The sequence below is a fragment of the Pseudomonas sp. P867 genome (assembly GCF_019891455.1).
GTDB classification, from domain to species: domain Bacteria; phylum Pseudomonadota; class Gammaproteobacteria; order Pseudomonadales; family Pseudomonadaceae; genus Aquipseudomonas; species Aquipseudomonas synxantha_A.
On record NZ_JAFLXB010000001.1, the window covers coordinates 348855 to 363811 of the forward strand.

Consider the following 14957-nt stretch of genomic DNA (forward strand, 5'->3'; position numbering starts at 1 on the left):
ATGTTTGGTGATGAGGTTCTGTATGGATATTTATTCTCAGGCGTTCAATTTTGATACCCGTTTTGGCGCTGGAGTAGACCCACGCACCGGCCAATACTTTTGTCGAATTCAGTTGGCCACCTTATACCCGCAAGGCCCGCTGGAGGTCAGTAGAACGATCGCGCTGTCATTCTCCATGATGAACATCGAGTCGGGTGTTTATGGGACTGGCTGGCGGATCAGCAATACCGAGTTTGATAGCGCTCGTTCTATGCTCACGCTGCTTACCGGCGAGCAATTCAAAACCCAGAGCCTGCCCTCTGCGGGCGGAACACTGGTGATCAAGGATCGCAAGCTTGCCGACCTGGTGGTCCAGCGGCCCGATGCCACGACGCTTCATGTGATTTACAAGGACGGTACCGTCGAGATATTGAAGCGTACGGGCAGCACCACGCCCTATCGTATTGATGCTATCCAGTTTGAAAACGGTGAGCGTCTGAAATGGGAGTACGCGCCGGGTGGTTCTCTTGAACGTATTCTGGATCATGATCAGCAAGTGCTGCTGTTGTTGACCTATTCCAATGGGCGCTTGGTACGTAGTGATACGCGAGTCGACGGAGGACGTTATGCGCGTATCACCTTCACCCAATCGAACGCTCGGGTGACCGGTTTCACCGCTCCTTATGACAGTCGCGAATCTCCTCCCGGCGCAGGCTATGTATTGGAGTACGGACAAGCCTTTCGCAACGGTATGATTGCTATCCGTCGGGTGCGCTCACCGATGGGTGGTGACGAGTTGATCAACTACGCCGAAAACGGCCATCAGTATGCCAATGGTCAATACATCCCTCGCGTCACCAGTTGGGTCCATACACCCGCTGCCGGTCAGCCCGGCATGTCACGTACCTATAGTTACAGCCCAAGCAGGAATTTCACTGGCTATCCCTTTTCAGGCGGTTTTCGTGAGGGCGAAGACAACCTGTACCTGATAGGCAGTAAGTATGACTATTGGACGGAAGAGACCCGCATCGATAACACAACCCATGAGGCACCGCTGAGCGTTACGCGTACCACCTACAACAAATTCCACCTGCTGGCCGAGGAACAGGTCCTGCGCGAAGGCACCCTGACTACCAGGACCATTGAATATAACGTGAGCCCAGGGCTCTTCCCGGACCAGCCTCCCAACCTCCAGCTGCCAAAAATTCTCACCACGTGTTACGCGTTGGTGGCGGGTGGTGCGGAACGGGTGGTCAAGCTCGAGAGTGAGACTGACGACTACGGTAACGAGCTAAGCCGTACTGAGGCTTCCGGGGTTCGCATTGAATACAGCTATTACCCGATCAAAGGCGAGGCGGGTAAATGCCCGGCCGACCCTCATGATTTGTTTCAGCGTTACGTCAAGCAAGAGCGCCTTATCCCCGCGGAAGGCACGCCTGCCGCCCGACTCACCGAGTACACCCATACCCGTGTGCCACATATGGGTAGCAGCTACTTTGTCGTGCAGGAGTCGGTCACTCAGGCTGGTGTATTCAGCACACAGCAAACCTACTACGACACGCCAGCCGAGCTGGTTGGCCGGTTGAAAAGCACCACGTCTACCATTGATGGCCTGCAATTAGTCAGCAATTACGATTACACCGTCACCGGCGACACGCTGAGCGAAACTCGCCGGCTATTGGGGCGTGAGGGCCACTGGCTGGAGTCAGTGCGCACGCACTCTCTGGTCGACAGGCGCTTACTGTTGATGAGCCGGGACGGAGGGGCAACGCTGGTCACCGCGTACGATGTCGCAGGACGATTGACGGCGCAGACAGCCTCGCCAGGTGAGCCGCAGGAGGCCAGCCGTCGTTTTGTTTATCACTATGCAGCGTCAGGGAAACGCGCTCATTTGGTGATGACTGATGCGCAAGGCCGCAGTACCGTCACTTACTTCGACGGGGCAGGACGGCCAGTTGCCGAGGCATTGTTACTGGAGAATGGCGCAAAGGAGCAGCCCCTCGGGACCTGGCGCTACGATGCCCTTGGGCAAACGGTGGAACGGACTCATATTGATTATCTGCCGGATGGCGAGCGTGTATTGACCACCGGCTACGCTTATAACGCGTGGGGCAACGCCTGCCGTGTAAGCCGTGCCGATGGCAGCGTGGCGATCGATGAATATGACCCAAGGCTGCACCTGCGTGTAACGGGGGTCGAGGGCGGCGAGCTCCTGGAAGCCTATCTGAATGCTCACCATCAGCCGTTCCTGGTAAACCGGGTGGACGCCCTGGGGCAGGTCACTGAAGTGGAGTCATGCCTCTATGACGGCCTGGGGCGCTGCCTGTCACGGGTGGACGTGGACAAGCATCGCACCGTTTACACCTATGACCTGTTCGACCGCGTGTTGACCACCCTCCACACGCCCTCGGATGGCAGCCCTGCGCGGCTGCGCACGGTGGCCTATGCGCATGGAACCAGCGAGTCGCTGCCCAGTTCAATCAGTATCGATGACAAGCAGGTGGGATCGCGCACCTACGACAGCCTGGGGCGTTTGACTGCTCAGTCCAGGGGCACGGCACCCGCCACCACTTGGCACTATGAGACAAACTGGACCGAACCTGTCGCCGTGGTCTCGGGCAGTGGGCACCGTCAGCAATGGACCTACGACAAGCAGTTGAGCACACCAGGCACGGTCAAAATGGCGGGGCACACGGATAGGCAGTACCGGCATGATCCGGTCAGTGGTCAGCCGACCTATTCAGAAAGCGGCGCGCTCAAACATGAGTTATTCCATGATGTGAACGGCTACCCGGAAAAAGAGATACAGACGGTCCTCGGTAGGCCGCAGACCACGCAGTATGGTTATTCAATCGGCGGGCGTATGTTGCAACACACCACGGATGATGGGCAGCGTAGCGACTTTGAATATGACTCCCTGGGCAGGGTTTGCACGATGACTGCTGGGACGGTAGTCATTGAACAGCGCTATGACATGTTTGCGCGACCAGATGTACTGACCACTCGCTACGCCGATACTGAGGTGGTCACACAGGTGAGTTACGACACCTTGGGGCGGGAGGCGCAGCGGCGCTTTTTGCACAATGGCGTGCTGCTACACGTCATGAGCAGCACTTATCATCCCAACAGCCTGCTGGCCAGTCGCATTGTGCGTGACGCAGCCTCTGAATTGGTGATGGGGGAGACCTTTACCTATGACGCCTTCCTGCGGCTCAAGGATTATGGCTGCGAGGGGCGTGAACATCCCCGGGATTGGCTGGGGCGCGACATCGTTGGGCAGCAATTCAGCTTCGACAGCCTGGATAACATCACAGGCGTCGTGACGACTTTCGCTGACGGCACGCAGGACATCAGCGAGCGGTTTTTCACCGACGCAGACCCCACGCGCCTGACCCGTGTGACCCACTCCAACCCTTTGCAGGATGATGCCCTGACCTATGATGCGGCGGGTAACTTGACCGGGGGGCCAGCAGGGCGAACGTACACCTATAACGGCTATGACCATTTGACCTGCGTGCAGGAAGGTTCCCAGCAGTGCAGCTACCAGTACGATGCCGAGTCTCGACAAGTCGTGGCGACACGTGACAACGAAACATCGGTGGCCATGGTCTATGCGGGGGATCATCTGGATAGGTTGGTGCAGGGCAGTAGAAAACTGCGTTACTTCAATGCCGGGGGCCAAGTGCAGGCGCGTACCGGCGGCGTCGAGGGGCCGCAGCTGCATCTGAATGACGGTGCCGGTACCGTGCGCGGCGTGGTGGCGCCTGGGCAAGCGCCTGTACAGCGTCATTACGCTCCGTATGGCGAGGGCCAGGTTGTGCCGCAGGACGGCAATGTGCGATCGATGGCGGATCTGCAACTGCCGGCGTTTAACGGCGAGCGTCTGGATGCGGCGGTCGGCCTTTACCATTTGGGCGCGCGTGCCTATGACCCGCGCTTGATGGTATTTCTTTCGGCTGATCCATTGGCGCCTTTTGATGAGGGTGGGATTAACAGCTACGCCTACTGCGCTGGTAACCCGATCAACCTCATCGACCCGAGTGGGCTTTTTCCAAAGTGGCTGGCTTGGGTGCTGACCGGGGTTGCGCTGGCCTTATCGGTGGTGGCGTTCAAGGTTGCAGTGGTCGGGATGGCGGCGGCGCTCGCTAAAGGGGGGGTAAAGGCGGCAAATATTCTGGGCGTCATCGCTACGGGCTCTAGCTCGGTAGGCGGCACGCTGGGGATTACAGGGCTGAGTATCGAGGCCGTCGACAAGCAAATGGGGTGGGATCGTTCGCAGCACATCAAGAACCTTGGATGGGCGTCTTTCGGGTTCTCCAGTGTTGGCGTTGTTGCCAGTGTCGGCCTTTCTGTCACATTGGGGGCTAAAGCTTTTGCAGCCGCAGCGGGCAGGTCATCTGAAAAGACCATTGGATTCTTCTCCAGCCCCCTCGGCAGCGGGCTCGTTGCGGCAGGCAAAAACGCGACGGGGTTGTCTTACTCGCTCGCTGTCCCCGCCAAGATAACCACTGCCAGTCAACTTTTCGGCGGTGCCCGCTCGGTACTCAGATGGACTAACTTCGGTCGTGGCTTGGATGCGCGAATCAAGAGCATGCAAGCTCAGCCATCGGCCGACGACGAGCAGTCACAGCGCCAGCAGCAGCCACAGCCGCGCCCCATAAGCCTGGGGCTGGCAGACATGCCGGGGAGCAGTTTTCAGTTCTATGGGGAATTTCGAAAAGAGACTATGCGTATTCGTCAGCCTGTCTGGAGTGACCTGGGCGATAGTGACTGATCAGGACAAGACAGTGGGCGCATAAAAAATGCCAGTCAGGCTCGATGACTGGCATTGGTTCCACCTTACGGCCGTTTGCGTTCTACAGCTCGCAGCAAGTGCGTCGGCGGTGTCTCACAGCTGATCTTGCGCCCCAGCAGCGTCTCGATTGACGGCAACTGATACGAGTCATCCTCCCCGGCAAAGCTGATCGACACACCCGCCGCGCCTGCGCGACCGGTACGCCCGATGCGGTGCACATAGTCGTCCGGCACTTCCGGCAAGGTGAAGTTGATCACGTGGCTGATGCCGTCGATGTGAATACCGCGACCGGCTACATCGGTAGCCACCAACACGCGGATCTTGCCTTCGCGGAAGCCTTCCAGGGTCTTGATGCGCTTGTGCTGCGGCACGTCGCCCGACAGTTGCGCAGCATTGACGCCGTCGCGCACAAGGCGTTCTTCGATGCGGCGCACTTCGTCCTTGCGGTTGGCAAAGACCATCACGCGTTCCCAGCCATTGTCGTTGACCAGGTTGTAGAGCAGCTTGTACTTGTCGGCACCGGCCACGGCGTAGATGTGTTGCTCGACGTTTTCGCTGGCGACGTTCAGCGCCTCGATCTCGACGATGGACGGGTCGGTGGTCCACTGCTTGGCGAGGTTCATCACGTCTTCGGTGAAGGTTGCGGAGAACAGCAGGGTCTGGCGCTCGGTTTTCGGCGGAGTCTGGCGAATGATCTGGCGCACTTGCGGGATAAAGCCCATGTCGAGCATCCGGTCGGCTTCGTCCAGCACCATTACTTCGACCATATCCAGATGCACGTCGCCGCGCTGGTTGAAGTCCAGCAGGCGGCCTGGAGTGGCGACCAGGATGTCGCAGTGACGGGCTTCGAGGTGCTTGAGTTGCTTGTCGAAGTCCATGCCGCCGACAAAGGTCATCACGTTGAGACCGGTGTACTTGGTCAGGTCGGCGGCGTCCTTGGCGATCTGCACCACCAGCTCGCGGGTCGGGGCGATGATCAGGGCGCGCGGTTCACCCATGTAGCGTTCCTTGGGCGGCGGCGTCTGCAGCAACTGGGTGATGATCGAGATCAGGAATGCGGCGGTCTTGCCGGTACCGGTCTGGGCGCGGCCGATGGCGTCTTTGCCCGCCAGGGTGAAGCCCAGCACCTGCGCCTGGATCGGCGTGCAGTACGGGAAGCCCAGGTCCTGGATGGCGTGCATCAGTTCTGGGGCCAGCTTGAAGTCGTGGAAGCGGGTTTTGCCTTCCTGGGGTTCGACGACGAAGTCTTCGAGTTTCCACGGTGTCACCGGCGGCTTGGGCGCGCGTTCGCGACGAGGTTTAGCCGCAGGTGCTGGGGCGGCCTCGGCAGGCGTTACCTGTTCAGGCGGCGTCACCGTGGGTTTTTTCGGTGAGGCGGCAGGCGTAGTCCGGCCAGGCTGTGGACCGTCATTGCGGTTGCCGGGCTTCGGGGCAGGAGCACTGGGAGCAGGCGCGAGCGGCTCAGCCTCGCTTTTGCCGAACATCTTCTTGAGTGCTTTGAGCACGGTCATCTCATTAATTGGTTAAGGAATGTACGCCGGCCAGTGTAATGCAAGAATCGGGCGCGGCGTAGTGCGTCTGTCATACGGCTACATAAACGCGGGTTTCAGCGCAGGCGCTCAGCCAGCCAGGTGCCGATATCGCGTATCTCTTCGGGTAACACTTCGTGGCCCATTGGGTATTCCTGCCATGTCACGGTGACACCACGGCTCTTTAAATGCTCGTAGGCGCTACGACCCATGGCGTTCTGCACCACTTCATCGTACTGGCCGTGCAGGCAGAGGGCGGGAATGCGTTGCTGGCTGGCGGACAACTCCAGCTCATCGTCAAAGGTCGGTGCATACGTGGAGAGGGCAATTACGCCACCCAATGGACCTTCCCAGTGTTTGAACGCCGTGTGGAAAACCACTGCGCCACCCTGGGAGAAACCCGCGAGAAAAATTCGCGAAGCGTCTATTCCGGTTCTCTTTTGTGCCTCGATCAAATCCGTGACCATGTTGGCCGAGGTTTCCAGTTCTTCCAGGCTGATCGAACGTGCCGGGCTCATGGCCTTGATGTCGTACCAGCTCGGCATCTCATAACCGCCGTTGATGGTCACCGGGCGCATCGGCGCCTGGGGCAAAACGAAGCGGGTGGTCAGCAAGCTTTCCTGCAGCGCCTCGGCCACCGGCAGGAAGTCGTAGCGATCGGCACCCAGGCCATGCAACCAGATAACGCAGGCGTCTGCGGGCTTGGCGGGCTGAAGAATCAAGGGGTCGGTCATGTCTGCTCCATATATGTGCGCACGCTTGGATTGGGGGCGTCGGGACGGTGCGCGACAGGTTGATCTGTTAAGAGAATGTCGCAAGGTTGAATCTTTTACCACTGAACAGGACGGGCAGCGACTCGGCCAGCACTCTGGTACGCGCCTTGCTATGTGTAGGTGGATGTCAGAACTCTCCTAGGGCGGTAACACTATCAGTGACTGCCGCCGGTGGGAAAGCAACTGGAATTACCGCAAAAACCTCATGCTGCTTGACCCCAAAAAAAGCCAACACGGGTCGATATCGCCTCATAAGGGTGCGCTGAGGTTGGAGCTTGGACACAACAAGAGCAACTGGAGGTATGTAATGAAGGTATTGAAGTCCACCCTGGCCATCGTCACAGCGGCGGCTGTACTGGGTGTCAGTGGTTTAGCCCAGGCGGGTGCCACCCTGGATGCCGTGCAGAAAAAAGGCTTTGTGCAATGCGGCGTAAGTGACGGCTTGCCGGGTTTCTCGGTGCCGGATGCCAGCGGCAAGATCCTCGGGATTGACGCTGACTACTGCCGTGCCGTGGCCGCTGCGGTTTTTGGTGACGCCACCAAGGTCAAGTTCAGCCAGTTGAACGCCAAGGAGCGTTTCACCGCGCTGCAATCGGGCGAAGTCGACATCCTGTCGCGCAACACCACCATGACCAGTTCCCGCGATGCGGGCATGGGCCTGAAATTCCCGGGCTTCATCACCTACTACGACGGCATCGGCTTTCTGGTCAACAACAAGCTCGGCGTGAAAAGTGCCAAGGAACTGGACGGTGCAACCATCTGCATCCAGGCGGGTACTACCACTGAGCTGAACGTTTCCGACTACTTCCGCGCCAACAACCTCAAGTACACCCCGATCACCTTCGACACGTCTGATGAAAGCGCCAAGTCGCTGGAATCCGGGCGTTGCGACGTGCTGACTTCCGACAAGTCGCAACTGTTCGCCCAGCGCAGCAAGCTGGCTGCGCCGAAAGACTATGTGGTGCTGCCGGAAACCATTTCCAAGGAGCCACTGGGTCCGGTGGTGCGTAACGGTGACGACGAGTGGCTGGCCATCGTGCGCTGGGTGGGCTACGCCATGCTCAACGCCGAAGAGGCCGGTGTGACGTCGAAGAACGTTGAAGCTGAGGCCAAGTCCACCAAGAACCCCGACGTTGCGCGTCTGCTCGGTGCCGACGGCGAATACGGCAAAGACCTGAAAGTGAAGAAGGATTGGGTCGTACAGATCGTCAAGCAAGTGGGTAACTACGGCGAAATGTTCGAGCGCAACCTGGGCAAGAGCACCCCGCTGGAAATCGACCGTGGCCTGAACGCGCTGTGGAACAACGGCGGTATCCAGTACGCACCTCCTGTGCGCTGATCGCTGATGGTTCTATCACCCGGTGGGCCAACCGCCGGGTGATGTTCTGTTCCATTCCTTGCGGGGCATTCCATGCAAAATCTCATCGGCGCACCCAAGCAGAAGCTCAGCTTCAGCGATCCCAAAGTGCGCGCGTGGCTCTTCCAGATCATCACCATTGTGGCGGTGGTCTCGCTGGGCTGGTACCTGTTTCACAACACCCAGACCAACCTGCAACACCGGGGCATCACCTCCGGCTTCGACTTTCTTGAGCGCAGTGCCGGCTTTGGCATCGCGCAGCATTTGATCGACTACACCGAATCGGACAGCTACGCCCGGGTGTTTGTGATCGGCTTGCTCAATACCTTGCTGGTGACGGTCATTGGTGTGGTGCTGGCAACCCTGCTCGGTTTCATCATCGGCGTGGCGCGCCTGTCGCCCAACTGGATGATCAACAAGCTGGCGACGGTCTATGTGGAAGTTTTCCGCAACATTCCGCCGCTGCTGCAGATTCTGTTCTGGTATTTCGCGGTGTTCCTGACCATGCCGGGGCCGCGCAACAGCCATAACTTTGGTGACATGTTCTTCGTCAGCAGCCGCGGCCTGAACATGCCGGCGGCGCTGGCGGCCGATGGGTTCTGGCCGTTTGTCGCCAGCGTGGTGGTCGCTATCGTGGCTATCGTGCTGATGACCCGCTGGGCCAACAAGCGCTTTGAAGCGACAGGCGTACCGTTCCATAAATTCTGGGCGGGCCTGGCGCTATTGATTGTGATCCCGACGTTGTGCGGGTTGACCTTCGGCGCACCGCTGCATTGGGAAATGCCCAGGCTTGCCGGCTTCAACTTCGTCGGCGGCTGGGTACTGATTCCGGAACTGCTGGCATTGACCCTGGCCCTGACCGTGTACACGGCGGCCTTCATTGCGGAGATCGTGCGTTCGGGCATCAAGTCCGTCAGCCATGGCCAGACTGAAGCGGCACGCTCGCTGGGCCTGCGCCCGGGGCCTACGCTACGCAAGGTCATCATCCCGCAAGCCTTGCGCGTGATCATTCCCCCGTTGACCAGCCAATACCTGAACCTGGCGAAAAACTCCTCGTTGGCCGCTGGTATCGGTTATCCGGAAATGGTTTCGCTGTTTGCCGGCACGGTGCTCAATCAGACCGGCCAGGCCATCGAAGTCATTGCCATCACCATGAGCGTGTACCTGGCGATCAGCATCAGCATTTCCCTGCTGATGAACTGGTACAACAAGCGCATTGCGCTGATCGAGCGGTGAGGAAACGCCCATGACTACGCATACGTTCAAACCTGATATGCCACCCCCGGACAAAGTCTTCGGGCCGGCGGCCTGGATGCGCGCCAATCTGTTCTCAAGCTGGCTTAACACGCTGCTGACTTTGCTGGCGATCTACCTGGTGTACCTGGTGGTGCCGCCGATCCTGCATTGGGCGATTCTGGACGCCAACTGGGTCGGCACCACGCGCGCCGATTGCACCAAAGAGGGCGCCTGCTGGGTGTTCATCCAGCAGCGCTTCGGGCAGTTCATGTATGGCTATTACCCCATCGACCTGCGCTGGCGCGTGGACATGACGGTATGGCTGGCCATCGTTGGCGTGGCGCCGTTGTTCATCTCGCGTTTTCCACGCAAGGCGATCTACGGCCTGGGCTTTTTGCTGCTGTACCCGATCATTGCCTACTGCTTGCTGCATGGCGGCGTGTTCGGGCTGAGCAACGTGGCGACCAGCCAATGGGGCGGCTTGATGCTGACCCTGGTGATCGCCACGGTGGGCACCGCCGGCGCCTTGCCGTTGGGCATTGTGCTGGCGTTGGGGCGGCGCTCGAACATGCCGGCGATCCGGGTGGTTTGCGTGACCTTCATCGAGTTCTGGCGCGGCGTGCCGTTGATCACGGTGCTGTTCATGTCATCGGTGATGTTGCCGTTGTTTCTGCCCGAGGGCATGAACTTCGACAAGCTGTTGCGTGCCCTGATCGGCGTGATTCTGTTTCAGTCGGCCTATGTGGCTGAAGTGGTGCGCGGTGGCTTGCAGGCGATCCCCAAGGGGCAATACGAAGCGGCTGCGGCGATGGGCCTGGGTTACTGGCGCAGCATGGGCCTGGTGATCTTGCCGCAAGCCTTGAAGATGGTGATACCGGGCATCGTCAATACGTTCATCGCACTGTTCAAGGACACCAGCCTTGTGATCATCATCGGCCTGTTCGACCTGCTCAACAGCGTCAAGCAAGCCGCCGCCGACCCCAAATGGCTGGGCATGGCCACTGAAGGCTACGTGTTTGCCGCCCTGGTGTTCTGGATTTTCTGTTTTGGTATGTCGCGCTATTCCATGCATCTGGAACGCAAGCTCGACACCGGCCACAAGCGTTAGGAGTTGTTTTAATGAGCCAAGCAATCAAACAGCCGGTGAGCCCTGAAGGCATTATTCAGATGCAGGGCGTCAACAAGTGGTACGGCCAGTTCCACGTGTTGAAAGACATCAACCTCAACGTCAAGCAGGGCGAGCGCATTGTGCTGTGCGGGCCGTCGGGCTCGGGCAAGTCCACCACCATTCGCTGCCTCAACCGCCTGGAAGAGCACCAGCAAGGCCGCATCGTGGTCGATGGCGTGGAGTTGACCAACGACCTCAAGCAGATCGAAGCGATCCGCCGTGAAGTGGGCATGGTGTTCCAGCACTTCAATCTGTTCCCACACCTGACCATCCTGCAAAACTGCACGCTGGCGCCGATGTGGGTGCGCAAGATGCCCAAGCGCAAGGCCGAGGAAATTGCCATGCACTACCTTGAACGTGTACGCATTCCAGAGCAGGCCCACAAGTTTCCGGGGCAACTGTCCGGCGGCCAGCAACAGCGTGTGGCCATCGCCCGTGCCTTGTGCATGAAACCGAAAATCATGCTGTTCGACGAGCCGACCTCGGCACTCGACCCGGAAATGGTGAAAGAGGTTCTGGACACCATGATTGGCCTGGCCGAAGACGGCATGACCATGTTGTGCGTGACTCACGAAATGGGCTTTGCGCGCACCGTGGCCAACCGCGTGATCTTCATGGACAAGGGCGAGATTGTGGAGCAGGCGGCGCCGAATGACTTCTTCGACAACCCGCAGAATGACCGGACCAAGTTGTTCTTGAGCCAGATACTGCATTGATCGATGGTTGAACACATAAACCCGGCCTGGTGCCGGGTTTATTGTTTGTCGGCCAGGGAGCCGCGAGCGCCTCTGGCTTCGTGTTGACGATATGAGTGAGACCGCGCAAATACCTTGGCATAGCCACTCTGCTGCTTCTTTTGCTACCCAGGCACTCTGGTGCGTTGCCTTTGCAGGCAACTGCGAATAGCCTCGTCGGCGCCCAGTTACGTCAGGCCCTGAACATCTCACCGCATCGCCAGGCTGTATTCGACCTGCATATCGCCTTGCTCGACGCGGTAGAAAATCAAGACCCCGAACGTGCCAAATCCCTCTGCCGGCAGTTGATCAATGAACCTTGAAGCCAAACGTACGACTGAACTCGAAGAACTGTTGATCGACGCCGAAGCCGATGACGAGGCCGTTCAGCAGGCCCATCCGCGGGTGGTTCGCCCGTGGCTCCTGCTGCTGGGCCTGGTACTGGTGGCGTTGAACCTGCGGCCGGCGCTGTCGAGCATGTCGCCACTGCTGGCTGAAGTCTCCAGCAGCCTTGGGTTATCTGCGGCCAAGGCCGGGTTGCTGACCACTTTGCCGGTCTTGTGCCTGGGCCTGTTCGCGCCCACTGCGCCGATCCTGGCCAGACGTTTTGGCGCCGAGCGCGTGGTGCTGGGCATTCTGCTGACCCTGGCCGCGGGGATTATCCTGCGCAGTTCGTTCGGTGAAGTGGGGCTGTTCGCCGGCAGCCTGATTGCCGGTGCGAGTATCGGCATCATTGGCGTGTTGCTGCCGGGCATCGTCAAGCGCGATTTTGCCAGGCAGGCGGGCGCCATGACCGGCGTCTACACCATGGCGTTGTGTCTAGGGGCTGCGTTGGCTGCGGGAGCCACGGTGCCCCTGAGCCAATATTTCGCAGACAGCTGGGCCATCGGTCTGGGTTTTTGGGTTATTCCGGCGTTGCTGGCGGCCTTGTTCTGGTTGCCGCAAGTGGGGCAAAAGCACGGTGCCCATCAGGTGGCTTACCGGGTCAGAGGCTTGCTGCGTGACCCGCTCGCCTGGCAGGTGACTTTGTACATGGGCCTGCAATCGTCCCTGGCCTACATTGTGTTTGGCTGGTTGCCGTCAATCCTGATCGGACGTGGCCTGAGTGCTACCGAAGCCGGGTTGGCGCTCTCAGGCTCCATCATCGTGCAACTGCTCAGTTCCCTGGCCGCACCGTGGTTGGCCACCCGAGGCAAGGACCAGCGCCTGGCGATTGTGGTGGTGATGCTGCTGACCCTCGGTGGCCTGTTCGGTTGCCTGTATGCGCCGCTGGACGGTTTATGGGGCTGGGCAATTCTGCTCGGCCTGGGGCAGGGCGGCACCTTCAGCCTGGCGCTGACTTTGATCGTGCTGCGCTCGCGTGACGCTCACGTCGCCGCCAACCTGTCGAGCATGGCCCAGGGTATCGGTTACACCCTGGCGTCAATGGGCCCGTTTGCGGTTGGCCTGGTGCATGACTGGACCGGCGGCTGGGCGGCTATCGGCTGGATCTTTGCGGTGATCGGCCTGGGCGCGATTGTCGCGGGTCTGGGCGCCGGTCGTGCGCGCTACGTACAGGTCACCAGCGAGAAGCTCTAGAGGTAAACCACTTCCAGAGTGGCCGAACCATCGAGCGGGGTGTCCACGCTCAGGTCCAGGTTTTGTCGAGCATTGATCACCGTCTGCACGGTGACGGTGCTCAGCATTAAACCGATGGCCGCGGGCCCGCTGACACTGCCCTCCACATCGGTAAAGCCCAGGTAGCTCCTGGAGCCGATGTCGATGGGGTTGAGGTTGGACGTGCGCCACGCCAGTCCCCCGGTAGTGGACTCGGTGCCGTAGATCTGCGCAATGTTGCCGGCCTGGGTCTGTCGTGGGTCGAAGGTCATGGAGTAGACCCCCAGGCGATTGCCGCTGATATCGAACCCCAGGCCGTAGTAAATCTCGCTGTCGACCATGGCCGAGCCGTCGCGGTTGTCGCGCATGCGCAGGGCAAAGCGAACCGTGCCCGTGCAGGCGATGCCGACGGTCAGGGTCTTGACGGGCAGGCGCGTGGCGGTCGCCAGGTGCAAGTCCTGTTGGGCAATCTTGCCGTAGTCAATCAGGGCGCCGCCGGGGAACTGCGGCAAGCAGGCGGAGGGAGTGATCAAGCCTTTGACACTCAGGTCCACCGCCGAAGCGGCTAGCACAGAGGGCGTGCTGGTCAACAGCAACAGACTGGTAAAGAGGCGGGTTTTCACGGGACGAGTTCCTCACAGTGACGGGTCAGGGGTAGACGATTTCGATAGTGCCGGAACCATTGATATGCACCACCTCGCGAAGATCCAGGCTTTGCATGGGGGCAAGGTAAGACTTGAGACGCATCGTGCCGGTCAGGGTCTGGATGGCCACCGGGCCGGTGGTGACGCCCGTCGTGTCGGTAAACCCCAGCAGGCTGTTGGCGGCCATGGGGATTTGCCGCGCGGTGGAACTGCTCCACGCCACGCCGTTGCTGGTGGAGTCGGTGCGGTACAGCGCGGGCAAGGTGTCGGCGCTGAATTCGGCCGGGTCGATAGTCAGGTAAAATCGCCCGATTTTGTTGCGACTGGCATCCAGGTCCAATCCATAAGCGGTTTCATCGGTACCGCCCGTGGCCGAACCGTCGCGGTTGTCTTTCATGCGCAGAGCAAAGCGGATCGGCGCATCGCAGGTCACACTCAGGCGCAGTGTGCGAATGGGCAGCGGTGTTTCAGTGGTGGCATTTAGGTCTTTGGCATACAGGGTGCCGTAGTCCACTACGCCCTGGTCGGATAATGTCGGCAGGCAGGCGATGGGCGCAAAGTGCGCGCGCACGGTCAGTTCCCGGTAGCGTCCGTTTTGTGCGCTGTACAACATCCCGGAAACTTCCCAGGTGGTGTTGTCGCGCACTTGAGTGGCAGCGGGGTCGGCCCAGGCGCGCAGCGTCAGTTGCAACGACAGGGTGTTGCCCCTGAGCACCGCACCGTGTGCGACCGGCGCGATGCCATGGCCGGAACGCCATTCCAGCACCGCGCCATTGGCCACGGGCGCCTGGCCCGCAGCAGGTAGCAGCCCCAACTCTACGGCGCGACCATCGAGCACGGCGTTGCCGGCTTCGATGGCATAGCTGCCATGCGGGGTAAATTGCAGGCGCTGCGGGCTAGCGGCCAGTGCGCGATAGAACAGGCTTAAATCTTGCGCTTGCGGACAGTTGATGGTCACGCTCAGGCGCCGCTCGCCAAGCAAGCGCTCCAGCGCACTGTCGCTTTGTGCCAGGCGGCTCATCAAGCCGAAATCGATCAGGGATTCGCTGACATTCAGTTGGCATTCTTCCAAGGCGTGGGCGGTGCCGGCCCCGCCGATCAATAACCACAGGCACAGTTGGCGCATACACGTTGCGAAGGGCATGA

General features: G+C 59.9%; 10 protein-coding genes and 1 pseudogene. 7 read left to right on the plus strand and 4 right to left on the minus strand.

The genetic code is table 11. The features are described from left to right. Nucleotides 1–22 precede the first annotated feature (22 nt). Complete coding sequence (locus J1G33_RS01665; protein WP_223017608.1) at nt 23–4753, plus strand: RHS repeat-associated core domain-containing protein; 4731 nt, start codon at nt 23–25, stop codon at nt 4751–4753. 65 nt (nt 4754–4818) lie between these two features. On the opposite strand, the gene rhlB is transcribed toward J1G33_RS01665, so the two are convergent. Next, nucleotides 4819–6285 carry an ATP-dependent RNA helicase RhlB gene (gene rhlB, locus J1G33_RS01670; protein WP_078820335.1) on the minus strand — a complete coding sequence of 489 codons (1467 nt, stop codon included), beginning with the start codon at nt 6283–6285 and terminating at the stop codon, nt 4819–4821. Nucleotides 6286–6380: 95 nt separating this feature from the next. Beyond that, complete coding sequence (locus tag J1G33_RS01675) at nt 6381–7037, minus strand: alpha/beta hydrolase (RefSeq protein WP_032877671.1); 657 nt, start codon at nt 7035–7037, stop codon at nt 6381–6383. Nucleotides 7038–7383: 346 nt separating this feature from the next. Between J1G33_RS01675 and J1G33_RS01680 the strand changes: the two genes are divergently transcribed. From J1G33_RS01680 to J1G33_RS01705, 6 genes and pseudogenes are all read left to right on the plus strand, one after another. Further along, nucleotides 7384–8415 carry an amino acid ABC transporter substrate-binding protein gene (locus J1G33_RS01680; protein ID WP_032877669.1) on the plus strand — a complete coding sequence of 344 codons (1032 nt, stop codon included), beginning with the start codon at nt 7384–7386 and terminating at the stop codon, nt 8413–8415. A 72-nt stretch (nt 8416–8487) separates the two neighbouring features. Then, nucleotides 8488–9669 (plus strand): amino acid ABC transporter permease, encoded by a 1182-nt coding sequence (locus J1G33_RS01685; RefSeq protein WP_032877668.1) that lies wholly within the window; start codon nt 8488–8490, stop codon nt 9667–9669. Between the two features lie 10 nt (nt 9670–9679). After that, entirely contained in the window at nt 9680–10777 is a 1098-nt protein-coding gene (locus J1G33_RS01690; RefSeq protein ID WP_223017609.1) for an amino acid ABC transporter permease, read from the plus strand. An 11-nt stretch (nt 10778–10788) separates the two neighbouring features. Next, on the plus strand, nt 10789–11553 hold the full coding sequence (locus J1G33_RS01695) for an amino acid ABC transporter ATP-binding protein (protein ID WP_005785051.1): 765 nt from the start codon (nt 10789–10791) through the stop codon (nt 11551–11553). 185 nt (nt 11554–11738) lie between these two features. Beyond that, nucleotides 11739–11894, plus strand: a pseudogene (locus J1G33_RS01700) (GntR family transcriptional regulator); the annotation flags it as partial. Continuing rightward, nucleotides 11884–13149, plus strand: coding sequence for a CynX/NimT family MFS transporter (locus J1G33_RS01705; protein ID WP_148853487.1), 1266 nt, complete (start codon nt 11884–11886; stop codon nt 13147–13149). The pseudogene J1G33_RS01700 and the gene J1G33_RS01705, both read left to right, overlap by 11 nt. Here J1G33_RS01705 and J1G33_RS01710 read toward each other — a convergent pair. Together J1G33_RS01710 and J1G33_RS01715 are read right to left on the minus strand one after the other, a co-directional pair. Beyond that, nucleotides 13146–13790 (minus strand): DUF1120 domain-containing protein, encoded by a 645-nt coding sequence (locus tag J1G33_RS01710; RefSeq protein ID WP_223017610.1) that lies wholly within the window; start codon nt 13788–13790, stop codon nt 13146–13148. The two genes, J1G33_RS01705 and J1G33_RS01710, sit on opposite strands and share 4 nt — an antisense overlap. Before the next feature lie 25 nt (nt 13791–13815). Further along, nucleotides 13816–14955: a DUF1120 domain-containing protein gene (locus tag J1G33_RS01715; protein WP_177327400.1), complete on the minus strand. Its 1140-nt coding sequence runs from the start codon at nt 14953–14955 to the stop codon at nt 13816–13818. Between the last annotated feature and the right edge of the window lie 2 nt (nt 14956–14957).